The sequence below is a fragment of the Selenomonas sp. GACV-9 genome, from assembly GCA_900116485.1.
GTDB classification, from domain to species: domain Bacteria; phylum Bacillota; class Negativicutes; order Selenomonadales; family Selenomonadaceae; genus Selenomonas_A; species Selenomonas_A ruminantium_G.
On the sequence record FPAX01000004.1, the window covers coordinates 143,695 to 168,378 of the forward strand.

Annotated in this window: 24 protein-coding genes; all 24 read left to right on the plus strand. The window is 41.9% G+C overall.

What is annotated here, in order from left to right; genetic code table 11:
* Nucleotides 1–4: 4 nt before the first annotated feature.
* Entirely contained in the window at nt 5–1,549 is a 1,545-nt protein-coding gene (locus BM322_RS05865) for a glycoside hydrolase family 99-like domain-containing protein (RefSeq protein WP_075428975.1), read from the plus strand.
* Between the two features lie 103 nt (nt 1,550–1,652).
* A complete protein-coding gene (locus BM322_RS05870; RefSeq protein ID WP_082334399.1) occupies nt 1,653–2,933 on the plus strand; it encodes a glycosyltransferase in 1,281 nt (426 codons plus the stop codon).
* Nucleotides 2,934–3,005: 72 nt separating this feature from the next.
* A complete protein-coding gene (locus BM322_RS05875) occupies nt 3,006–4,436 on the plus strand; it encodes a glycosyltransferase family 9 protein (protein WP_075428977.1) in 1,431 nt (476 codons plus the stop codon).
* A 12-nt stretch (nt 4,437–4,448) separates the two neighbouring features.
* Nucleotides 4,449–6,194: a hypothetical protein gene (locus BM322_RS05880; protein ID WP_075428978.1), complete on the plus strand. Its 1,746-nt coding sequence runs from the start codon at nt 4,449–4,451 to the stop codon at nt 6,192–6,194.
* A 31-nt stretch (nt 6,195–6,225) separates the two neighbouring features.
* On the plus strand, nt 6,226–7,335 hold the full coding sequence (locus BM322_RS05885) for an FkbM family methyltransferase (RefSeq protein WP_075428979.1): 1,110 nt from the start codon (nt 6,226–6,228) through the stop codon (nt 7,333–7,335).
* A gap of 26 nt (nt 7,336–7,361) precedes the next feature.
* Nucleotides 7,362–8,846: a CDP-glycerol glycerophosphotransferase family protein gene (locus BM322_RS05890; RefSeq protein ID WP_075428980.1), complete on the plus strand. Its 1,485-nt coding sequence runs from the start codon at nt 7,362–7,364 to the stop codon at nt 8,844–8,846.
* Between the two features lie 18 nt (nt 8,847–8,864).
* On the plus strand, nt 8,865–10,220 hold the full coding sequence (locus tag BM322_RS05895; RefSeq protein ID WP_075428981.1) for a glycosyltransferase: 1,356 nt from the start codon (nt 8,865–8,867) through the stop codon (nt 10,218–10,220).
* Nucleotides 10,220–11,575, plus strand: coding sequence for a glycosyltransferase (locus BM322_RS05900; RefSeq protein WP_075428982.1), 1,356 nt, complete (start codon nt 10,220–10,222; stop codon nt 11,573–11,575). The genes BM322_RS05895 and BM322_RS05900 overlap by 1 nt, the downstream gene beginning before the upstream one ends.
* A 192-nt stretch (nt 11,576–11,767) precedes the next feature.
* Nucleotides 11,768–14,005: an adenylyltransferase/cytidyltransferase family protein gene (locus BM322_RS13685; RefSeq protein ID WP_218154609.1), complete on the plus strand. Its 2,238-nt coding sequence runs from the start codon at nt 11,768–11,770 to the stop codon at nt 14,003–14,005.
* Between the two features lie 87 nt (nt 14,006–14,092).
* Nucleotides 14,093–14,263, plus strand: coding sequence for a hypothetical protein (locus BM322_RS13560; protein WP_177220826.1), 171 nt, complete (start codon nt 14,093–14,095; stop codon nt 14,261–14,263).
* Nucleotides 14,260–14,667, plus strand: coding sequence for a type II toxin-antitoxin system death-on-curing family toxin (locus BM322_RS05910; protein ID WP_075428983.1), 408 nt, complete (start codon nt 14,260–14,262; stop codon nt 14,665–14,667). Before BM322_RS13560 ends, BM322_RS05910 begins: the two co-directional genes overlap by 4 nt.
* Nucleotides 14,668–14,766: 99 nt before the next feature.
* Complete coding sequence (locus tag BM322_RS05915; protein WP_143102195.1) at nt 14,767–15,957, plus strand: hypothetical protein; 1,191 nt, start codon at nt 14,767–14,769, stop codon at nt 15,955–15,957.
* The gene (locus BM322_RS05920) at nt 15,933–16,898 is read left to right on the plus strand and encodes a sugar phosphate isomerase/epimerase family protein (protein ID WP_218154610.1); all 966 of its coding nucleotides are present in this window, start codon (nt 15,933–15,935) and stop codon (nt 16,896–16,898) included. The genes BM322_RS05915 and BM322_RS05920 overlap by 25 nt, the downstream gene beginning before the upstream one ends.
* 77 nt (nt 16,899–16,975) lie before the next feature.
* Complete coding sequence (locus tag BM322_RS05925; RefSeq protein WP_075428986.1) at nt 16,976–17,560, plus strand: hypothetical protein; 585 nt, start codon at nt 16,976–16,978, stop codon at nt 17,558–17,560.
* A 4-nt stretch (nt 17,561–17,564) separates the two neighbouring features.
* Nucleotides 17,565–18,434, plus strand: coding sequence for a nucleotidyl transferase AbiEii/AbiGii toxin family protein (locus BM322_RS05930; RefSeq protein WP_218154611.1), 870 nt, complete (start codon nt 17,565–17,567; stop codon nt 18,432–18,434).
* 16 nt (nt 18,435–18,450) lie between these two features.
* On the plus strand, nt 18,451–18,819 hold the full coding sequence (locus BM322_RS05935) for a hypothetical protein (protein ID WP_075428987.1): 369 nt from the start codon (nt 18,451–18,453) through the stop codon (nt 18,817–18,819).
* Nucleotides 18,804–18,980, plus strand: a complete 177-nt coding sequence (locus tag BM322_RS13565; RefSeq protein ID WP_177220827.1) for a hypothetical protein — start codon at nt 18,804–18,806, stop codon at nt 18,978–18,980. Before BM322_RS05935 ends, BM322_RS13565 begins: the two co-directional genes overlap by 16 nt.
* Nucleotides 18,981–18,986: 6 nt before the next feature.
* Nucleotides 18,987–20,099, plus strand: coding sequence for a UDP-galactopyranose mutase (glf, locus tag BM322_RS05940; protein ID WP_075428988.1), 1,113 nt, complete (start codon nt 18,987–18,989; stop codon nt 20,097–20,099).
* 62 nt (nt 20,100–20,161) lie between these two features.
* Complete coding sequence (gene relB, locus BM322_RS05945; protein WP_075428989.1) at nt 20,162–20,383, plus strand: type II toxin-antitoxin system RelB family antitoxin; 222 nt, start codon at nt 20,162–20,164, stop codon at nt 20,381–20,383.
* Nucleotides 20,380–20,649, plus strand: a complete 270-nt coding sequence (locus BM322_RS05950; protein ID WP_075428990.1) for a type II toxin-antitoxin system RelE/ParE family toxin — start codon at nt 20,380–20,382, stop codon at nt 20,647–20,649. Before relB ends, BM322_RS05950 begins: the two co-directional genes overlap by 4 nt.
* 29 nt (nt 20,650–20,678) lie before the next feature.
* Entirely contained in the window at nt 20,679–21,623 is a 945-nt protein-coding gene (locus BM322_RS05955; RefSeq protein ID WP_075428991.1) for a hypothetical protein, read from the plus strand.
* Between the two features lie 10 nt (nt 21,624–21,633).
* Nucleotides 21,634–22,338: a glycosyltransferase family protein gene (locus BM322_RS05960; protein WP_075428992.1), complete on the plus strand. Its 705-nt coding sequence runs from the start codon at nt 21,634–21,636 to the stop codon at nt 22,336–22,338.
* A 100-nt stretch (nt 22,339–22,438) separates the two neighbouring features.
* Entirely contained in the window at nt 22,439–24,157 is a 1,719-nt protein-coding gene (locus BM322_RS05965) for a hypothetical protein (protein WP_075428993.1), read from the plus strand.
* Nucleotides 24,158–24,295: 138 nt separating this feature from the next.
* The gene (locus BM322_RS05970; RefSeq protein ID WP_075428994.1) at nt 24,296–24,586 is read left to right on the plus strand and encodes a zinc-ribbon domain containing protein; all 291 of its coding nucleotides are present in this window, start codon (nt 24,296–24,298) and stop codon (nt 24,584–24,586) included.
* Nucleotides 24,587–24,684 lie beyond the last annotated feature (98 nt).

Below are 24,684 nucleotides of genomic sequence, written 5' to 3' on the forward strand. Positions count from 1 at the left end.
GTAAATGAAAGTACTTGCATTGTATTTGCCGCAGTTTCATAAAGTTAAGGAAAATGATGAATGGTGGGGAGAGGGGTTTACCGAGTGGACAACAGTAAAGTCGGCTGAGAAGCTTTTCGACAATCACGAGCAGCCAAGGGTGCCATTAAATAATAATTATTATGATTTGTTAGATATGGATACGATGTGTTGGCAAGCAGATCTAATGCATAAATATAATATAGATGGCATGTGTTTTTATCATTATTATTTTAAAAAAGGGAAAAAAATATTGGAGAAACCGGCCGAAAATTTATTGCGATGGAAACAGATTGATATGCCTTTTTGTTTTTCGTGGGCAAACGAGTCTTGGGTTAGAACTTGGAGTAGACTATCAAGCGGTGAAGGAAATATTTGGACGATAAAACATGATAAAAATAAAGACAATATTAGCGATGATGGTGTTTTGCTAGAACAAAATTATGGTAATGTATCTGATTGGGATGAACATTACCATTATTTAGTTAAATTTTTTCGGGATGATAGATATATAAAATATATGGGAATGCCTGTTTTTATAATTTATAAGCCCAATAATATTCCGTGTCTATTTGATATGTTGAAACGATGGGATTATTTAGCACAACTTGATGGATTTCCCGGTATATACACTATAGGAACAAATGTAAATGATCCTAAAAAGTATGGATTGAAGGGAAATTACATTCAGGAACCCAATGATACAACTGCTCGATTTGATTCAATGCTCTATTCCAACAAAGATAATATAATGCAGAGTCTAGATTATCAAGACGTATGGAATAATCTTATATATAAAGAAGTTCCTACAGGAACTTCTTTGGGGGGGTTTGTTGGGTATGATGATACACCTAGGCATGGAAAGCAAGGATGTGTTATTCGATATCGTAATCCATATATTTTTTATGAAGGAATGAAAAAATTGATAAATAAGGCAAATCGAATACAGGCCCCCTTCATATTTATAAATGCATGGAACGAGTGGGGCGAAGGAATGTATTTAGAGCCTGATGAAAAATATGGAACGCAATTTTTGGAAGCATTTCATCAAGCCAGAAAGGATAGTAATAGATTAAGATTTAGTAGGGACTCTTTGAAAGAAGATGACGGTGATAGTTTGTCTGTATTACGTAAGGAAAATGAATCTCTTAATTATTTGATAGCTAAATATCGTGGCTTTTGGAAAGTTTTAGATACATGGATGACTTCAATGGAAAATGGAGAATCACCTGTTGATATCTTGAAAAAAATGGGTTACAAAAAAATTGCTATTTATGGTTATGGAATGCTTGGCAAACACCTTGTTTTTCAAATGAAGGAAAAAGGGATGAGAGTCGATTATGTTATAGAAAGACAGAAAGGAAAAGAAACAAATGGGATTCCTTTATTTGTTTTGGATGACGACTTGCCGTTTGTAGATGTTATCATAGTAAGTGTTTTATATGATTATGCTAATATAAAGAACTGCATAAAAAAGAAACTGAATGTAGAGATAATGTCAATCGAAGAATTATTAGATAAAAGTAAGTAGACTTACTATCGTAAATGTAGGTGTGATTAGGTAAGATAAATATACTTTTTATATATTATAGTAATTATGATTATGCTGCATATTAAAGAATGTAGAATAGTTGATGTTGGAGAGTAAAATGCTAGACTTAAGTATTCTTATTCCTGTATATAATGTGGAAAATTTTCTGGAACGATGTGTCAATTCAATACTTCATCAAACTATTAATAATTTTGAGATTGTTCTCGTCGATGATGGTTCTACCGATAAATCTGGTAAAATATGTGATTGGTTGGCAAAGAAAGATAAAAGAATAAAAGTTATTCATAAAGAAAATGGTGGCTTAGCGAGTGCAAGAATTGCTGGAATAAAAAATAGCGCTGGAAAGTATATAGGGTTTGTTGACAGCGACGATTATGTGGATCCAACGATGTTTGAGCAATTGTTAAAACCAACACGTGACTGCGGACATGTTGACATCAGCATTGGTGGACATGTTGTTGACCAGATGGATGGTAGAATTACTATTCCGTGCAAAGCGCACGAGAGTCAAGTGTGGATTGATGGAATATCAGCAATGGCTGAAATGTTTAAAGGGGATAAATTTGTTTGGAGTCTTTGTGACAAAATCTATAATAGAGATTTATTTACTGATGATGTTTTAGCATGTTGGCCCAATTCACATGGAGAGGATACATTTGTTAATTCTGTAGTTATGCCTAAAGCAAAAAAAATTATTTTTCAGCCTATATATGGATATCATTATTGTATGCATTCGGAAAGTATGATGCATACAAACTTTAATCCAAGTAAATTAGCAACCGTGTATATTGTAGCTGGTATTATGGAGAAGTATCAAGATTATCCATCACTCATAACAGCTTTGAGTAATCAGTTGTTTGGATATTTGCTTACTTATTTAAAAAATATGCAGGATGAAGCGCCGAAATATGATGTAGAATTAGATAAATGTCGAACTATTGCTCAAAAATGGCTAATTAATAATAATAGTCTTGATTTATTTAAAAGACATATTTTGGAAGTTTTATTGTTGGATCACGTTGGGTTTTTAAATTGGCAACAAAGCGAAAGAAAAAAACTTGAAACGAATTACTATTGCGGGCAAAAAAAATTATATATATATGGAACAGGTATTTATGGAAGGAGAACAGCAGAGTATTTAGAAAAAAATAAAATAAAGATCGATGGTTTTGTCGTGAGTGATTATGAACATAAAAAGATAATTGAGAATATAAATTATCCAGTTTACGTGATTGATCAAATAAATACAGATGCAAATATATTGCTTGGATTAGGTATTGAAAATACCATTACTGTTATAGAAAGATTGAGAGGTAAATATAAAAATATTTATCCAATGTGTGTTTTTTTGTTGTGCTGTTAAATGATTACTAGATACGATTGGAATTTTTCATTATCTGTTGGATGATGTTTTTACTTAAAAGGAATATTACCTATGTGGAAATATAGATTGCCGTATGAGAAAATAGAATATGGCTCTAATATCATAATATATGGAGCTGGGCTGATTGGAAGAGAGTATGTTGGACAAATTTATGAATTGAATTATGCAAACATTATAGCTGTTGTTGATAAAATGTGGACTAATTACAAATCTGAAAGCATACAGGTAGTTGGTATAGAAAAAATTAGAAAACTGAAGTTTGATAAAATTATAATAGCGATAAAATCAAAAGATATCCGTGATGAAGTGGTAAGACAATTGCATAACGAATATGATATTTCTATTGATAAGATTATAGCTGATCCGCCTGTTATATATGAGACGAATAGTGATATTATATATTATAAGTCACCGTGTGATTCATCTTGCGGTGACCAAGCTGTGACTGTAGCCGTACTTTTGGGTAAAGGAATTGGTGATGCAATTATATCTAAACGCTTTATATGCGAGCTGGCCAATGTGTGCGATGAAAATATTTCGATAGATTTATATGTGGATGAACATATACTTGAGTTTTGTAAAGTCTTATTTAGTGATGCTGGTTATATAAAGAATATTTACGCGCGAGGAACGATTCCATTCGATAGTCTTGCTTACAATTATGATTTAGCGATATATCCAGCGTATATCCTATATGTCTATAATGTAAATTATATTAGCATGTTGAGAAAGAATGAAAAATTTGCAGAAAAAATTAGTTTTATGTTGCAGCAGCTAAAAAAACAAGATTATAATAATAGTCATTATATAGAAAATAGTATTTTGTTTGCTCGTTGCAAAAAGAAGGGGGTAAATGCATATACTTATTATAGTTTTGATGGATTGTTTGATATAAAGGACACCTATGTTCATATCCCTATGTGTGAGAAGTATAAAACACGATTTGAGGAAATAAATCTTCCTGAAAAGTTTATCACAATAAATTTTGGGTGGGGATATAATGAACATGAAAAAGAAAAGAATTATATTCCAAATAAGGTTTGGCCAATAAAGAGGTACGAAGAATTTATTGGCTTCTTTAAGAAAAAATATCCTGATATTTCTATTGTTCAGTTAGGACTAAGAGATAGTTATAGAATTAAAGGTGTAAATCAATATATATTTGATGAAAATATCGAGGTTGTCAAATATATTTTACAGGCATCACGTTTACATGTAGATTGTGAAGGCGGTTTAGTACATATTGCTACGCAATTGGGGACGAAGTGCGCGGTGCTTTTTGGACCTACGCCAGCGCACTATTTTGGATATCCACAAAATATCAATATTGTTTCTGATGTATGTAGTGATTGCTATTACTTAGATGAGGATTATTCTGTGTGTTATCGTCTCTTGGAAAAGCCTGAATGTATGTGGGGGATTACAGCAACTCAGGTTATGGATGCGATAGATGGGTATTTGTCGAGCGTTCTGGATAAATAGGAGGATGTTTTGATGATAAGCTTATCGCAGGCGGCAAGAAAGTCAATAGACGAAACGCTGATTAAATACGGTCCGTATACTCGTTTTGTGATATATCCTTTCGGAGAAGGTGGAAAAATATTAAAAGGAATATTAAATTATGAGTATAATATTCAGGAAACAGCGATAATAGACAATTATCTGGCACTAAATAATCCAGTTATTAAAGATATATCATATTTAAAAAATAATCATGATGTAATAGTATTGATTTCTAGCTATAGAACAGATAATTTTATCGATATACGGCAGCCAATTTACGAATTTGTTTCACTAGATAGATGCGTCGAGGTTTTCAGTGAATATATGCTAGGAAATAATTATTATGTGGATTTGTTAAGATTTACACAAGTGCATTGTGCTTATAGTGACTTGGTGCGGGTGGGAGATAAAAGACGTGGTTTTGTTTTAGCTGATGACTTGCAAAAGGGAAGAATATATTCTTTTGAGACTATTGATGGATCTGATAGGGATAACCAGTGGATTTCCTCCTATGACTTTAAGATTTATCGATACAATAACGTGGATGCGTATTCTATGCTAATAAATGCTGTAATAGAAAATAATGATGCCAACTATGTTGATGATATGATTTTAAAAATAGATATGAAAGGATGTGAATGTGAATTTTTAGCTAAGGTATCAAGTGATAGATTAGCTTACTTCAGACAAATTGTGGTTGTGTTTTATAACGTAAACACAATGGACGAAAATAAGAGAAATCACATATTAAATTCCTTATCAAAATTATTTTCGACGCATAGAGTTATTCACATACATGGAAATAATGAGGGGAACTATATATCGTTATATAATCATATTTTCCCTGATGTGTGGGAAGTCACATATATGAGAAAAGATTTAGTTGGTGGTATAAAAGAGCCTGTTAGTCTACCGTTGGGTATCGATTGTCCACGGTGCGAATATAAAAAGGATTTGTTGTTAGGAAATTGGAATGAACCTTTGGTAAACGATAATAATAAAACTGATTTATTTGAATGGTTTATAAAAAGATATTACGGTATAAAAGACAAAGTTTATGTTATAGGAGATTCACATGTAGGTTTCTTTTCTGGTAACGATTCGGAAGTTTTTATATACAAAAATGGTATAGGTGTTGGAAAGCCATGTATAGATCCATTTAGAACGATTCATATTGGTCCGGCTTTGGCATATAATTTAAACAAATTAGGGACTAATACAAAAGCGAGAGAGAAAATCGACTATATCATAAATAATGATATTATACCATATGGTAGTAAAATTATTTGTGTGTTCGGAGAAATCGATATTCGAGTTCATGTGTTTAAACATGTGAAAAATAAAGGAATTAGTTATGAGGATGTTATTGATAAGATTATAGATAATTATATCGTGTTTTTAAGAATGCTAAAAAAGAATTATGATGTGTTTATATGGTGCCCTGTAGCACAACAAAGTGATAATTATGCTATGGATGAAAAATTTCCTCGCTGCGGAACTATGGTAGAAAGAAATATTGCAACAGAGTATTTCATTAATCAACTCTGTTCTAGGTGTGAAGAAATTGCTGGAATAAGGTGTGTGTCGATTTTTCACTCGCTTATCGATGAAAAATATAGAACAAAACTTGAGTTTTATAAAGATAAAGTTCATTTGTCGCAGAAGGCATGGAAATTAGCTGAAGATAAATTTGAACCGCTGGGGATTACTTGTAAAAGAAACTTAATCTGTAACTAAACAAGGTCGTTGATGGGAGTGTTGATTTAAAATGATAAATGTTTCATTGTGTCATATATTTCCGTTTTCTAGGGTTCCTAAAGGAGTTCCCGTAATAATTTGGGGAAAGGGAAATGTTGGGAGTCAATACTATAATGAGCTAATAGCATCGAAGTACACTAAAGATATACAGTGGGTAGATTCTAATGATGTTAAAGACTTGAGGTGCTTTACACTAAAGAGTAAAGATAAGTATATAGTAGTCGCGATGGCATCAGAAAATGATAGAAATGAAGTGGTGAATAAATTACTTCATGCGGGGATAGATGATTCGAAGGTTATTTCTGACCAACCACAATTTATGCTGATTAATCCATCGAATAAAACAGGATATGTTTCATTTAAGCTAAGCATATTCAGCGAAGAGATCCGATATGCAATTAATCGTTTTCATGAATTGCTCAAGTTGAAGAATGCTAAGGGATATAAGTATCTTCGCGTTGGAAATTCTAATGACGGTGGATATGTCATGTTAGACGATTTGACTGGAGGTATAGCTTATTCCTTTGGAATAAGTAATGATGTTTCGTGGGACGCAAGCATGGTACTACATGGCTACGAAGTATACATGTATGATCACACAATTAGCAATTTACCCAGGGAAATTGATGGTTTTAAATTTTTTCGAGAAGGAATCGCAGGAAAAGAAGAAAATGACGAGTTGAAGTTTTTAACTACTTTTTTGGAAAGAAATCATCATGATAAAACAGAGAATATGATTTTGAAAATAGATGTTGAAGGTGCAGAGTGGGATGTGTTGAATCAGATAGATGAAGATGTTCTCAAACAATTTTCTCAAATATTGTTTGAGTTTCATGGCCTGATGAATTTTGATGAATTATCAAAATATGTAAAGGTAATCGAAAAGATAAATCGGACCCATCAAGCGGTTCATTATCATATAAATAATTATAGTAAGGTTATATGGATAAATGATCATCCATTTGCTAATACGATTGAAGTGACGTTTGTGAATAGAGAGAAATATATATTTGAAGATAACATGATTATGTTGCCACGTGATGAGGATGCTCCTAATTGGCGAGATTATCCTGAAATTGAAATCGGCAATTGGAATGATACGGAATATTATGGCACTTGATGTTTGATGGTCTATGGAGGAAAATGATGCTTAAGCAGCAGTGGAGTGAATTTTATAAAGACATAGATAACAAAAAAGTGGTTGTTTTTGGTGTTGGACAACTTTGCAAATCATTTCTAAATGGATATGGTTCTAAATTAATGATTGCAAAATTTGTAGATAATTCCCCTGCGAAGATTAATCATGATATCTTGGATATTTATCCTGAGTTTAAGAGACTGCAAATTCAAGATACAGTTATTCATTCCTTTGAAGATGCTAAATGCGATGCAGAAGTTTCTAGATGTATTTTGCTTATTGCTACAAAATATGATGATGAGATTCTGAAATGTATAGATGTTAATATGTTTGATGATGTATATTCTATTGCAAAAATGAATCGAAATTTGGTATGTAAAAAAGATAAATTTAGCTTGTTGCCTGTATGTAATAATAAAGTGGTTGTGTTCATTGGAATACAGGGAGGGCATGGTAAGGCGATAACACGTCAATTGTTGCAACTGAATAAAGATTTAGATATCGTATGGGTGGTTGAAGATGTCAATCTAGAATATCCGTCATATGTCAGAGTGGTGAAACATCGTGATTTGGATTTATATTACTATGAAGTGATGACTGCTAAAGTTTGGATTGTAGATATGACGGTTGAACCAGATATCCCTAAAAAAGAAGACCAGATTTATTTACAAGTAAAACATTGGTCTAGTATAACTTTGAAAAAATTTAGTTGCGAAGATGTAAAATGGAGTTCTTTGCCTGGCGCAATCGAGAATCAAAAAAAAGAAGCAGCGAGAACCGATTATATCCTTTCAGGAAGTCAGTTTGATGAGGATTCGTGCAGACGAGGATTTTTGTATGAAGGAAAGTTCATTAGAGTAGGTTCACCACGTAGTGATATGTTGTTTGATAGCAATGTTCGACAAGAAACGAGAAGAGAATTAGGGATTTCACCAACGGAAAATATACTACTATATGCACCAACTTTTCGTGTTGCGAAAGGTGATGCATCTATTTATCAATATACTGATCAAGGAATCGACTTTGAGATGTTGCATGAAACTTTAATACATAAATTCCGTGGCGAATGGACTATTTTTTTACGGTTACATCCTGCGGTGGCTGACTACGCAAGCAATATAATTTTACCAGAATACGTAAGGAATGTGTCAATGTATGATGACAGTCAGGAGTTAGTGGCTTGCTCTGATGCGTTGATTTCGGATTATTCTAGTATTATTTTTGAGGCAGCTTATGTTTATAAGCCGATATTTCTCTTTGCGCCTGATTTAGATGAGTATTTGAAGAATGAGCGGCAGTTACTTTTGGATTATAGAACACTTCCCTTTTCGATAGCTGAAAATAATAAGGAATTAGAGGATAATATAGCTTGTTTTGATGAAAAACTCTATAGGGAAAACGTCAAGAATTTATTTGATACATACGAAATACATGAGGATGGGCATGCTAGTGAGCGGGCCGCAGCATTTATTGTCGATTTAATGGGTGGATAGAAGGAGAAGATAATATTGATGGTTTCTATAATAATGCCAGCATTAAATGTTGCGCCGTTTGTTGAGGATTGTATAAATAGCGTATTAACACAGTCTTTTTCGGATTTAGAAATATTAGTAATAGATGCGGGTTCGACTGATGGTACTAAGACAATCGTGGAAAGATTATCTTTGCAAGATAAAAGAATTCGAATGGTATCATCTCCTGTTCGCAGTTACGGTTATCAAATGAATTTGGGGGTAAAAAATGCACGGGGAAAGTTTATTTTTATTTTAGAATCCGATGATATGATGGTCGAAAATTCGCTGGAATTTTTAGTCGACTATATGACGCATGATGAAGAATTAGATTTTGTAAAAGGTTACCCGATTGCTTTTTATGACATAAGGGGGGGAGTACGATATGATATACCTTGGCCTTACTTTTCTGTAAATGATAATATTTTAGGAACTGTTTTTGATCCTTCAGAAAATCCTAAAATGCTGTCGCGTGATGTATATTTATGGTTAGGCTTATATCGTAGGGAGTTTCTAGAAAATATTTGTTTTAATGAAACATCTGGTGCGGCTTTCCAGGATCAAGGATTTTTATTGCAAACACTTAGCTCATCTAAACGGGCGATGTATGTTGATATTCCTGTATATCGTTATCGGCAGAATAACCCTGGATCCTCAATTTACAATCCAAAAGGGTTCTCGTATATTTTGCAAGAATATGGTTTAAATGAAAGATTTTTGCCGAATTTGTCAAGTGACTGGAAGCATTTTTTCTATTTGCGGATGTTGCAGCAGACATTAGCACGCTTTCAAGTGATGGGGCTATCTGGGACGTTTTGGGATGAGGCTGGTGCTGCCTTGCAAGAGATAAAAGCGCGGCTCAGTGATGCGATAGAAAAGGGATTGCTACAGGTAAATCGTTTTAATGAAGAGCAACGTATATTTTGGGATGACTTCCAGCAGGATATCAGGCAGCCGTTTTTGCATTTTGCAGGTCAGTATGCAGAAAAAAAACGTGATTTTGCAGAGATTGCCGAGTGGGCACGGGGACACAAGGTGGTTGTCTATGGTGCCGGGAACTGGGGGAGATTTATACAGGCGTTTCTGTTGATTCATCATTTGGGAGACTTGCAATGTTTTGCGGATCAGTCGGAGAAGTTGCAAGGAACAGAAGTACAAGGGACCGTAGTTTTCTCTCCAGAGGAGGCATTGCGGTTGTATGTAGATGCACATTATCTTATTGCAAATTCCAGACATCGCGAAGAGATACGTGAGTATCTTATGCGAGGCGGGGTTCCTGAAGAGCATATACTTTCTCCTCAAATTACGATTGATACTATGATGTTTTTAGCAGATTTTACCAAGGAGGAAAGTTGATGCCTCAAATATCTATCATAATGCCTTGTTTGAATGTGGCAGAATATATGGAAGAGTGCCTGGCAAGTGTATGTGCACAGACATTGAAGGATATTGAGATTCTGGTGGTTGATGCTGGATCTACGGATGGGACGCTGGCGATTGTCCAAAAATTTCAAGACCGTGATTCGCGTGTCCGGTTGATTTCGTCGGAAAAACGCAGCTATGGGTATCAGATGAATCTTGGTATTTCTCAGGCTGTAGGCGAATATATTGGTGTGGTTGAGACCGATGATTATATTGAGCCGAATATGATGGAGGTTTTGTACCGGCAGATTGTTGGTACGGATGCTGATTATATAAAGGCTAAGGCGCGGGCATTTTATGATGATGGTATTCATCAGACCGATTTTGTGTTAAGACCGTTCGATACTGAACAGACACAGGAGGTAAAGGTTGTCAATCCATCACAGCGTCCTGCTTTGTTTGTAAGTGATAATTTCCTTTGGAATGGTTTGTATCGTAGGGACTTCTTGCAGCGATTCCGTTTCAATGAGACATCAGGTGCAGCGTTTCAGGATGTTGGCGTCTTGTATCAGATGATCCATGCAGCACAAAAGGGAATATATCTGGACAAGGTGGTGTATCATTACCGGCAGAGCAATGGTGGGGCATCTTCGTTTAGTCGTAAGGGGCTGAACTTTGTTAGGACAGAGTATGAGGCTCTTTTGGATGTTGTACGGGAGGTGTCTGAGCCTTGGCGACGAATCTATTATGCGAAGATGGCATGGCATACAATCAATCGATTTCATTTCATGTCCTTTGGTACTTTTTGGGAGGAGTCTGAGCAGAGTGCTGCATGGCTGCAGAAAACGTTGCGTGCGGCCTTGCAAGATGGATGTTTTGGCAAGGAGGACTTGCAGCCTTGGGATTGGGAAGAACTGCAGATTTTCCTGCAGGACTATCATAAACTGTATGAAGTTTGTCGGGAACGGTTGCTGAAACAGACAAGTATCGTCCGAGATGCCTTTGCAAAGCTAAAACGTGATCCTGTTATTATCTTCGGCTGCGGAGCAATTGGCAGGCAGATTCCTGGCCGCTTACGTGGATGTCATATCGATTTTGTGGGCTATTGTGATAATGATGAGGCCAAGCAGGGAACATCAGTAGAAAAACTGCCGGTATATTCGTTGACCGAAGCACAACAGCGATATCCGCAGGCAGTTTTCTGGGTAGCGAATAAATATCATGCAGATAGTATTATTTGCCAGTTAAAGGAAAATGGTGTAGATGATGCTAATATTTATGAAGAGAAAGAACCGTTGGTAATAAACCATTATACATTGCAGATGTTGTTGCAGGAAGACGGTTTATGATAATTTTGAATACACATAAGAAAAACTCCCGCTTTTGGCGGGAGTTGGTATTATATATGTTGATTTTTTCAGGGATTCTATCAAATTAAAAGTCCCACCGAGTTGCGCATAGTTTAGAGGCGTGGTGGGTTCTGTTGTCTTTAGTATATAATATATATGTGTCAGTGTCAAGGAGATATGAATGGAGTGTGTATGAATTTGGATGCTATAGAAGTCAATGAAATAGTTAAAGGCTTGCCGATGGGGCTACTTCGCTGGTATCCATTTAGAAAAGGATGTAAGACCTTATTGCTAGGCAGTACTGATATTGTGATTGCTGATATGTTGAGTAATCTTTTTCAAATGGAGGTAGTTATTGCAGGGATTGAGCAGTTAGAAGAGGTAGAGGGGTCTTTTGATTACGCAGTGTCGATAGGTTCCTTGGAGCAAGTGGCTGAGCCGGTGGATGTTTTAGCGAAACTTCAGCAGTTGCTGGTTAGGGACGGTGTCCTTTTGCTGGGGATGAATAATCGGCTGGGGCTGCGATATTTCTGTGGTGATCGTGATCTGTACACAGATAGGTCATTTGATAGTGTAGAGGGATATCGCCAGGGTAAGTCTCCCTTGGGAAGGATGTATGCTCGTAGTGAGATAGAGTCGATGCTATCTGCTACTGGCTGGTCACAGCGGAAGTTCTACTCTGTTTTGCCGAATTTAGCTGAGCCGGTCTTCCTTTTTGCTGATGGGCAGCTACCGAAGGAGGATATGGCGAATCGGCTTTTTCCTAGTTATCATTATCCGTCATCTGTATTCTTGCAGGAGGAGTCTTTGTATGGAACTTTGGCTGATAATGGGCTGTTTCATACGATGGCGAATGCTTTTCTGATTGAGTGTTCCAATTTGGGAGCTTTTGCCGATGCACTTTATGTGACTACTTCTCTAGAACGGGGCAGGAAAAATGCCATGGTGACGGTTATTCATGATGATGGTACAGTCAGCAAAGATGCTATTTATCTGGAGGGGAAGGCACGACTGAGATGCTTAGCGGAGCATATGCAGACGTTGCAGGAATGTGGTGTGCCTGTGGTGGCAGGCCGTTTAGACGACGATGGACGCTATGTCATGCCGTATATAGAGTCCGTGACAGGTCAGGTCTATTTAAAAGAACTACTGAAGAAGGACAAAGAGAAGTTCTTGCAGACTATGGACGATTTCCGGGATGCGATACTGGCATCTTCGCCAATTCATCGGGGGGAGTTTGTCGATGCCCGAGGCGAAAAGGGTGAGACAGATCTCTTTGATGAGGCTTTTCTGGATATGGTGCCATTGAACAGTTTCTATTTGAATGGGAAATTTGTTTTCTTTGATCAGGAATTTTCAGAGGGAAATTATCCGGTAAATGTTGTCTTGACGCGTATGATTGCGACTTTGTATGCGGGAAATCCAGAGTTGCATCAGATTCTTCCGGCAGATGAACTGTATGATAGATATGGACTGCTAGCGGAAAAACAGAGATGGCTAGAGATGGAGTGGGCCTTCTTGCGGAAATTGCGACAAGAGGAACCTTTGCAAGAATATCATCAAAAGGTACGTCGTGATAATGGCATAATGGCTGCTAACCGTGCGCAGATGAATTATCCGGCTGGAAAATACCAGAAGCTGTTCGTGGATATATTCCAGGATGCAGATGCTAAGAAGTTGGTTCTTTTTGGCAGTGGCAGATATGCGCGAGCGTTTATGGATCTTTATCGTGTACGCTATCCGGTGTATGCTATTGTCGATAATAATGAACCTGCATGGGGGACAGAGATTCATGGCGTAAAAGTTCAGTCACCGGAAATCCTGGAAAAGATGCAGCCGGGCGAGTATAAAGTCCTGATTTGCATCAAGAATTTCATGCCTGTTATGGAGCAGCTGGATAATCTGCGTGTTGTAGACTATAGTATCTTTGATCCAGGCAAGAGTTATGTGATTCCCAAAGCACCAATGACCGACATGGAGGAGAAAGATCCTCAGAAGAACAAGAAGTATCGTGTCGGCTACGTGGCTGGCGTATTTGACCTCTTTCATATTGGCCACCTCAATATGTTCCGTCGGGCGAAGGAGCAGTGTGATTATCTGATTGTCGGTGTGGTGTCTGACCGTCAAGTGCGAGAGTACAAGAAGGTAGAGCCTTTTGTACCGTTCGAGGAGCGTTTGGAGATGGTGCGGGCTTGCCAATATGTAGATGAAGCGCATGAGATTCCCTTCGAGCATCCGGATACGAATATGGCTTGGAAACTTTATCACTTTGATGTACAATTCTCCGGCAGTGATTATGAGCACGATCCCGTGTGGCTGAAGAAGAAGGCATGGCTGGAGGAACGAGGCAGCACGATGGTGTTCTTCCCGTATACGCAGAGTACGTCGTCGACAAAGCTTAAGAAATTGATTACGGAACGGTTGATATAATACATTTTTATGTCGATGGTACGTTGATAACCGAATATTGAAACTGATAGGTGGTGATGTTATAATGTCGTCAAGGAGGTGCTGACGATGGATAAAAACATGACAGTAACGCATACCAAAACTAATCTTGGTACACAATCGACACGTATTGTGCTAACGTCTCAGAATAATGCTCAGGTTAAAGAATTATGGGCGCAACTGTCGCAGCAAGTTATGAAAAAAAATGAGAATCTTTACAAAAGGTTGGCCAATAAATGAGTATAGAACTCCTTATACAACCGCTTCTAGAGAATATATTACAGTTTCATGATGACCTGGAGAAAACGGACATACCTTTGAGTAAAGGGGTTAGGGATATGTCTTTGTTGGAGTCGGCGATTAATGAGCCGTTTAAAACTTTTGGTGGTGAAGATTTATATCCAGGTATTTGTTTAAAAGCAGCTAGGCTATGCTTTGGTATTGCAACCAACCATGCGTTTATAGATGGCAATAAGCGAGTAGCTGTTCATGCTATGGAAACTTTTCTTCTCGCAAATAATAGATTTCTGGAATGCACTGAAGACGAAATGGAAGAGGCCATTCTGGGGGTTGCAGAGGGCAAAATAGCGTATCAGGATTTATCGCAATGGATAGAATCCCATATAGCCGCTGATTTCAAATGAGAAGTCAGCGGTTTTTTAGAATAATTTTAGGCAGGTGTGAGTATGAGAATAGTTTGTTCTCCTGTGGGGATTGTTGAGCATAGGCGACCACGTGGTGGATTGGAGAGGCTTTGTCAGAGCGGCTTTTCTGAGACGGTGCTGGATTTTGGGATGTTTGCTGGTGGTTTTGCTGGAAAAAAACGGCGGGCTGAGGCTGAGACTCATTGGCAGGAGTGGGCGGATCGGTATGTCGAGGAGGCCAAGCGACAGGGAGTGTTACTTGGCTTGGCTTTTGCTCCGCATTTTGAGTCCGAGCAGAAGATTCCGGATTCGGAAGAACTTGAGATAAGACTGGCAGAGATTTGTATCCAAAAGTCTGCTCAGTATAGTATTGACATGCTAGTGGTGCGTAGTTTGGTTGGTGGTAGTTATGCAGAGAATTTTGCGAAGAACCGTGAATACTTTCTGCGACTGGGGCGAATGGCACAATCGGCAAAAGTCCGCTTGCTCGTTGTGAATAGTTATAGGAATATAAACGGTCATTTGGTACGTGGGTTCTGTGGTGAGCCAGCGCAGGCGGTGGCATTCGTTGATGAAATCAATGCGGCGTTAGGGGCAGAGGTGTTGGGCTTTTGTCTTGATGCGGGGGTGTGTAACCTCATAGGAATCAATATGTATGATTTCGTGACTGCTTTGGGGGCATGCTTGCAGGCGGTTATCCTGCGGGAAAACGATGGCGTTCATGACGATTCGCTGCTGCCGTTTTCGTCGGCGCATGGCGGCGGTTCGCGCATGGATTGGCTGAATCTTATCCGTGGTTTGCGGGCAGTGCACTTTTCTGGTGTTGCGGTACTGGATTTCCGGACGACGCTTACGGCTTTGTCAGGACTGCTGCGCCCTGCGATGCTATCCTTTGCGCATAAGGTGACAGAGTATCTGACCTGGCAGGTGCAGATGGAGGAATGTTTGCGGCGTTATCCCAGTCGGGTATTGTTTGGTGCAGGGAATATGTGCCGGGCTTATATGAAATGCTATGGCGAGGATTTTCCACCCCTTTATACTTGTGATAATAATCCGCAGGTCTGGGGGAAAGAGTTCTGTGGGCTTTCGGTGCATGCGCCGGAGGATTTACGGAGCCTGCCGGAGGATTGCGCGATATTTATCTGCAATGTATATTATGAAGAAATCGAGCGACAGCTGCGGGATATGGGACTGAAGAATCCCATTGAGCGGTTTAATGATGAGTTTATGCCGTCGTTTCATTTTGAGCGGCTGGAGTCGGATGGATGGAAAGAGCAGGTGAAGGGATGACGGTACAGGGAATCGGCGTACAGACGAAAGAGGCAATCGATGATGCCTGTCCGGAAAATGGTTTCCGGCTTTTGCGGGAGGCGGGGTTTTCGCATGTGGATTTCAGTTTGAATGGCTATATGCGGAATACGGATATCTACAAAATGAAGAACAGCCATTTCTTTGACAAGTCAATGGCGGAGATCGAGGCGTTTTTCCAGCCGCATAAGCAGGCGGCTGCGAAGATGGGCATCACGATTGGGCAGATGCATATGCCCTATCCTGCCTATGTGCCGCAGGGGAAAGAGGAACTCAACCGTTATCTATGGGAGGAAATGGCGCCCAAGAGTATGCAGCTTTGCAAGTTCTTTGACTGTCCGTATATCGTAATCCATGGGTTCAAGCTTACGTATTTCCTTGGTGCTGAGGAGGCTGAGTGGGCGGAGACGGAGCGGTTCATTCATTATCTGGCACCGATGGCCAAGGAGATGGGAATAACGGTCTGTATCGAGAATCTTTATGATAACTTGAATGGCCATATCGTTGAGGGACCGTGCTGTAATGTGGATAAGGCTGTCGAGCGGATTGACCGCATCAATGAGCAGTATGGTGCTGAGGTGCTGGGCTTCTGTTTTGATACGGGTCATGCGAACCTGGTAGGCCTTGATTTTGAGTATTTTCTTACGCGGCTTGGTCATCGGCTGAAGGTACTGCATATCCATGATAACGATGGGCGGCAGGATCTGCACCAGATTCCCTTTACGTTCACGCGGACGCGGGAAAATGCATCGTCCACGGATTGGGAAGGTTTTATCCGTGGCTTGCAGAATATTGACTATCAAGGTGTATTGAGTTTTGAAACGGCACCGGTGTTGACGGCATTTCCAGATGTGATGAAAGCGGATGCCTTGAAGTTTATTCATAAGATTGGACAGTATTTTGCTACACGAATTTCTGTTTAACTCGTTTAGAGTATTTGAAGATATCTTGATTTCCTCCACTAACTATCATATAATTATAGTTAGTGGAGGAAAGTGATATGATTAGAACGACATATGATTTATTAGATTCTTTTTCTGGTTATGCCAATCCTGATATGAAAATCAAGCGAATGGTTCAGGAGGGGAATCTTTTTCGTTTGCGAAGAGGATTATATGTAACAACTACTAAAATTTCCTCATATCTAGTAGCAGGTGTTATATATGGGCCGTCGTATATCTCGTTTGAAACTGCGCTTTCAAGATATGGTTTGATTCCGGAGCGTGTTTACGCTTGTACTTCTGCTACTTTTCGGAAGAATCGTTCCAAGATATATAAAAATGATTTGGGCGTTTTTACATATCGTGATATTCCTGCGGCTGCTTTTCCGCTTGGGGTTAAGTGTGAGAGGGAGAATGATATGTTTTATGCAATTGCATCGCCAGAAAAGGCATTATGCGATATGCTGTATGTTCAGAAACCCGTATATAGTCAAAAGGCATTGAGGGAATTGTTGTTTGCTGATTTGCGTATTGATGAGGCAGCTTTTGCGCAGCTAAATCGACAAGAGCTACAGCAGCTGGTGCCACGCTATAGACGGCGCACTTTGAATTTGCTAGGGGAATTATTGGACAAGGGGCGGTGAGCTGGTGGATACGTTATTGAATGACTATATGAAGTTCTATGAACCACAGACGGCGGATGACTATAGGAATGCGTTGAAGGAGATTGTCCAGGAGATTGCGTTATATGGATTGAGCCACAGTGATTTTTTTCAAAAAGCGGCTTTTTATGGTGGGACGTCGTTGCGGATCTTTTACGGGCTGGATCGTTTTTCTGAAGATATGGATTTTTCCCTAACTGAGCCGAATGCGGACTTTTCGTTGGAGAAATATTTTTCCTATGTGGAGGAAGCTTTGGCAAGTCATGGCCTGGAAATGTCGGTTTCTAAAAAGATAAAGGCCAATCAAACCGACGTTCAGTCGGCATTTATCAAGGACGAAAACATAATCCAATTGATTACGATATGGGATAAAGAGGAGCGTGGATTTCCAGGGATTGCACCACATGAGGTAATAAAAATCAAGATGGAGATTGATACGAATCCTCCTGCGGGCGCTTCGTATGATATCAAGTACGGCCTGCGCCCTGTTCCTTACATGGTTCGATTGTATGATGAACCGTCGTTGTTTGCCGGTAAATTACATGCTGTGCTTTGTCGAAATTGGCGAAACAGGGTAAAAGGGCGAGACATTTATGACTTTGTCTGGTATATTACGAATAGGACAAAGGTCAATCTGTTCCATTTACAAAAGCGCCTGGAGCAGACTGGACACTGGAATAAGGAAGATACTTTGACCATTCAGGACTTGAGGAATATGTTGGCTGAGAGATTTGATTCGATCGATTATGAACAGGCAAAGCAGGATGTGAGGAGTTTTATCAAAACGGAAGAAAAATTGCAGCTTTGGGGAACAGATTTTTTTAGAGCTTTATCAAGCCAAGTAGAAGCGATATAGTTAAGGTGGTTGGGATATGGAAAATGGGCGTCAGCGGTTAATCGAGGCCTATCGGAATGCGTTCCGCTTATGGCAACAAAGGCGTTTGATTGAGGCGGAAAAGTTGCTGGATGAGTTTTGGCAGCAAAGTAGCATGAAATCTTTGCGTGGGATGCTACTTATGGCGTATATCCTGCGCGACCGGCAGAAGTATGTGTCGGAAGTCGAGGTGCTGGAGGAGCTATTGGAGCGTTTTGCGGATTCGGGTGAGGCAAAACTTTTGGCTGATGCCTGGAGTTTGCGAAGGTCAATTTTGAGCGGCTGGGAATGCCGATGGAGCGTATTGAGTTTAGAGGATTATCGAGGGATTATCTCGAATAATATAATGATATGGACATCGCCGTGAAGATTGCAGGCGACTCGGAATTGCTCTCATTGCTGCGGGCAAATCTTCGTCGGATGATGCAGGCGTCGCCGCTTATGGATGGCGATGCGTACATGCGGGAAATGGAGGATTTGTATCAGCAGGCCTTAGAGGATGATAAGAAAAGTTTAGCAGAGGAGTAAAGGATTGTGGCAAAATACGATTATTTGATTGTAGGCTCGGGATTGTTTGGCGCAGTATTTGCGCATGAAATGACGAAGCGGGGCAAGAAGTGTCTGGTGCTGGAGAAGCGTGAGGCAGTTGGTGGTAATATCCGCTGCGAGGAACGCGAGGGCATCAATGTGCATGTGTATGGCGCGCATATCTTCCATACGAATAATAAGGAAGTATGGCAGTATGTGAATCAGTTTGCGGACTTCAATCAGTATGTGAATTCGCCGGTGGCTAATTTCCGTGGGGAGCTTTACAATCTGCCGTTCAATATGAATACGTTCCATGCCATGTGGGGCGTGACGACGCCGGCTGAGGCAGCGGCCAAGATTGCTGAGCAGCGGGCTGAGATAGAGGGCGAGCCGCGGAATCTCGAGGAGCAGGCCATCTCGCTGGTGGGCCGTGATATCTATGAGAAGCTGATCCAGGGCTATACGGAAAAGCAGTGGGGACGCAAATGTACGGAACTTCCGGCGTTTATCATCAAGCGACTGCCAGTCCGCTATACGTATGATAATAATTATTTTAATGCGCTCTATCAGGGCATTCCTATCGGCGGCTATAACAAGATTGTTGCTGGTTTACTGGAAGGTATCGAGGTGCGGACGGGGGTAGATTATAATGCTTCGCGTGCTGAGTATGAAGGCGTGGCCTGTAAGGTGGTCTATACAGGAGCACTTGATGAATATTTTGCCTATAAGCTTGGGCGGCTGGAGTATCGTGGCCTGAAGTTTGAGACAGAGCGGCTGGCGCAGGAGAATTATCAGGGTGTGGCGGTCATGAATTATACGGCGGCAGAAGTCCCGTATACCCGCATCATCGAGCATAAGCACTTTGAGTTCGGCACGCAGCCGGTGACCTATGTGACGCGCGAATATCCGCAGGAATGGAAGCCCGGCGAGGAAGCCTATTATCCGGTCAATGATGAGCGGAATCAGCAGCTTTATGCAAAGTATGCAGAGCTGGCGGCGAAGGAAGATAATCTGATTCTCGGTGGCAGGCTGGCAATGTATAAGTATTATGATATGGATAAAGTCATTGAGACGGCATTGGCGGCAGTAAAAAGCGAAGTTGTCAGTGGTGAATTGTAATACGCAAAATGTTGACGTTGTTTTTTCTACATAGTACAATGTACTAAAGGGGGGCGATGATCATGGCATTTTCTATTCGATTGACTGATGAAGAACGTATGTTGGCAGAAAGTTATGCTAAATTACAGGCAATTTCTTTAGGGGAAGCTTTTAAGCGAGCGCTGTTTGAGAAAATACAGGATGAATATGACGTAACTGTGGCAAAAGAGGCTTATGATGAGTATGTGTCAGATGGATGCAAGAGTCGTCCCATCGGGGAATTGTGGAAGGAACTGGATGCATGACTTATCAAGTAGCAACTACAGCACGCTTTGATAAGGAGTTCAAGAAGCTGGATAAATATACCCAACGAATCTTAAAGGCTTGGATTGAAAATAATTTGGTAGCTTGTGAAAATCCCCGTGTACATGGCAAAGGCTTGACCGTGAATTTAAGTGGATTGTGGCGGTATCGGATAGGGGATTACCGTATGATTTGTGATATTCAGGATGAAAAACTTGTAATTCTTGCCTTGACGGTTGGGCACAGGCGGGAAATCTATCAAAAATAAAGGCTAGGACGGATTGATGGGGGATTGTGATGGCGGAGAAGATAAAGCCGGAACTTTTGGGATTTTTGCAGGCGGGGGATTTGCCGCTGCGAATTCTGGTGGTGGAGAGTCTCTATTACTTGCCGGCGCTTAGGCAGATGATGCCGCAGGCGGAGATTCTGGCGGTGGCGGCTGAATCTGATGCGATGGATGGCTATGAGGGGCTGGATGTGAAGTTTTCCTGCGTGGATTATCTCAATGAACGCCTGCCGTTTGCTGCGGAGAGCCTCGATTACATCATTTCGGACCTAACGTTGGAGCAGGCGGGCAATCCGCAGGATATTGCGGCGGGTTTTTCGACGTTTTTGAAGCAGACAGGGTCTTTTCTGACGAGTTTCCGCAATATCCGTCATTGGTCGGTGCTTGAAGAGCTGATGGATGGCCATTATTATCATGTGGTGGCGCGGCTTTATGCGAAGTCAGAGTTTGAGCGTTTGCTCTATGCTTCGTATTACAAGAATGTGACCGTGCGGCCGCAGCGGCGCGAGGCCGATAACGATATCGTGGACAAGCTTGTGGCGGCGGGCTTTGAGAATATCCATGCGGATATCGATACGGAGTTCTGGCTGGTGAAGGCTGATCGCTCGATGCCAGAGATGGCGCTGTTAAAGTCTATGTATACGAAGGAGCAGCGCAAACAGCTGTCGGATTATCTGCATCGCATCGAATATGGTGTGGATTTAGAGGGGCAATGCCGCTTGTTTTGGGCGTTTTATGAAGAGACGGGATTGTTTGCCGATTATACGGCAAATTTCGTGAAACAGGCAGTGTTCCATCCGGAAAGGTTCTATCGGAATCTTGTCCGCTATTCGGGGCGGGAACTCGATGAAATCGTGGCGATGCTGGAGAGTGCGCGGGAAAATGTGACTTCGGTGCAGGAACTGCGCTGGATCGAGGAGCTGGAGCAGGAATTGCAGGCGCAGCCGGGAAGATGAGGGATATTTGATGGATTTGACGATAAACAAAGCGCTTGACGATAGTAAGGTAGCCTTTATTACCTGCGTCAATAGCGAGGATTGGTACAGCGAATGCCGCCTTTACTTGGAGAGTCTCAAGATTCCGGCGGGGATGACCGCCGAGTTCATCCCCGTGCGAGGCGCAGCTTCGATGTGTGCGGGCTATAACATCGGCATGCATCAGTCCGATGCGAAATATAAGGTCTATCTTCATCAGGATACCTTGGTGGTCAATAAGGATCTGGTGGCAGATTTGCGGCAGCTGTTCCGGGATGATTCGGTTGGTGCTGTGGGGGTGATTGGCTGCCGGAGCCTGCCGCGAAGCGGTGTCTGGTGGGATGGCCTGCGGACTTATGGCCGCGTGCTGCATGCCTGCGAACCCGAGAGCGTCGTGGATTCCCATTGCCGGGAGCCGGAGGGGGCCTGCCAGGAGGTGGAGGCTGTTGATGGCCTGTTCATCGCAACTCAGTATGATATTCCCTGGCGGGAAGACCTCTTTACGGGGTTCCATCTCTACGACACGTCGCTGTGCAAGGAAATGCAGCGCCGGGGACTCAAGGTGGTTGTCCCCAATCAGGAAAAAGATTTCTGGTGCATCCATTGTCCGAAGGAAAAGCCACTGGCCATGGAGTATAAAGGCTATCAGAAGATATTCGTAAAAGAATATGGTCAGGAACTGCACCCAGAGGTGTGAGGTTGAACCTGAAATTCCTGCAGCTTAGCAGGAGTTTCAGGTTTTTTGTAGAATGATAAGAAATATGCGAGATTACGAGACGGAGTAGGAGTCCTTGTTCATGAACCACGATGTACTGAATTGGCTGAGTTTAGCAGATAAATTTGCGGCGGATGGCGACCCGAAGGGGATGCGTGCCTGCGCGCGAGAGCTTTGGGAGCTTGACGCGGAGAGCATGGATGGCGCGGCTGTCATGGCCGAAGCTGCATTGTACTCGGGGGAGCGCGAAGAGGCACATACTTTGGTTGATGAGATCCTGGCACGCAAGCCGAATCACTTGCGTGGGCGTCTCGTAAAAGCAGGCCTTGCGGCGCTGGAGTTCCGGCTTGATGAGGAGCTGCCGCTGCTGCGGGCGATTGTTGCCGAAACGGAGCGCAAGCGCCAGGCTCTTGACCCCGATGATGCCTACTACGGTGTGCTGCAGCATATCCTTGATAAAGCACGTGGATGGCTTGCCGATGGAGAATATCTGGCAGCAGCACCGGACAAGGCGGCGGCGGAGCTCTTGGCCCGCAGCGAGCTGTTGGAAGATCCTTTGGCTAAGGCCGATTCCTACAGCAAGTATCTGTTCATGCGCAACTATCGGAATCAGTCACTGCATGAGAGCCGCCAGGCAGCTGAGCAATATGAGCCGCTGCTGGGAATCACGGCCTATGCCCATGACGATGTGAAGAAGCTGCCTGATAAGAAACTGCGCATCGGCTATCTGTCTCCGGATTTTCGCGAGCATGCCGTGGCGTCATTTTTGGAGCCGCTGCTCCGGTATTATGATGACAGCCGTTTTTCGGTCTATTGCTACTCGACGGGACGGGCGGATAATGTGACGAAGAAGCTGCGCACCTGCCATGTGCATTGGCGGGAACTGCGCGGCCGCAGCCCGCGGACGGCGGCCCGGCTGATTGCTGAGGAAAAGATCGATATCCTTGTCGATCTGTCAGGGCACACGCAGGGGAGCTGCCTGCCCATCATGGCTTATCGCCCTGCACCTGTGCAGGTGGCTGGTATCGGCTATATGAATACGACGGGCCTGTCGGCTATCGACTACTTTTTGTCGGATGAGGTCTGCCTGCCGACTGGTGAGACAACGGCATCTGGATTTACCGAAAAGATCCTGCGGCTGCCGCATTCGCATCTTTGCTATGCGCCGGGATTCGTGCGCGAGATACCAGCGGCTGGTATGGAGGCGCCGTGTTTGCGCAATGGCTATGTGACTTTTGGCAGTTTCAATAATTTTGCCAAGGTGACTGATGAGACATTGCTTTTGTGGCGGGGAATCCTCGACCAGGTGCGGGATTCACGGCTCGTCATCAAGGGCAAGATCTGCAGCATTCCGTCGGGACAGGCTATTGTCAAGGAGCGGTTGATGCGGCTAGGTATCAGCCTGGCTCGTGTGGAACTGCGGCCGTATAGCCCGGATTACCTGGAGCAGTACCGCGATATCGATATTGCTCTTGATACGATGCCCTATAACGGCGGTCTTACGACCTGTGAGGCGCTCTATATGGGCGTGCCAGTCGTGAGCATCCGTGGGCGCAGCCATGGTGCACGGTTTGGTGCGTCAATCCTCACGAATGCTGGCGTCAAGGAGCTCGTAGTCGAAAACGATATCAACTACGTGCGCCGGGCTGTGCAGCTTGGCAATGCGCCGGAACTCATCGGTGCGTATCACTCGGGACTGCGGGCAAATCTGCTCAAATCACCGCTCATGGACCGCAAAAACTATATGAAAGAGCTGGAAACTGGTTATTGTCAAATATGGAAGAATTTTTGCACAAATTAAACAATATCAAAAAAACTTGCATTTTTGACAGTACTTCAGTATAATACAGTTTGGGACGTTCTTTTCTTAGCGTTTTTAACACGAGGAGAAGTGGGGATCCAAATATCATTCATTTTTTTCTAGTAAGGGGATTATCTTATGGCTTTCGAAGACAAGACACTGGTATGCAAAGATTGTGGCAAGGAGTTCACGTTCACCGCTGGTGAGCAGGAATTCTATGCTGAGAAAGGTTTCGAGAACGAGCCGGCACGTTGCCGTGACTGCCGTGACAAGCGCCGTCGTACCCGCGAGGGTGGCGAGCAGCGCCAGATGTTCAAGGTAGTTTGCGCTGAGTGCGGCAAGGAGACGGAAGTTCCGTTTGAGCCGAAAAATGATCGTCCGGTTTACTGCCGTGACTGCTTCAATAAAAAACGAGCAGAGAGAGACTAATCTCTTGCAGTTTGCTCAGCGTGTGCTATAATAATAAATGTGCGTGGGCAATGGAGCTCAAGCTTTACGCTTGGGCTCCATTTTGTTTAACTGTAAAC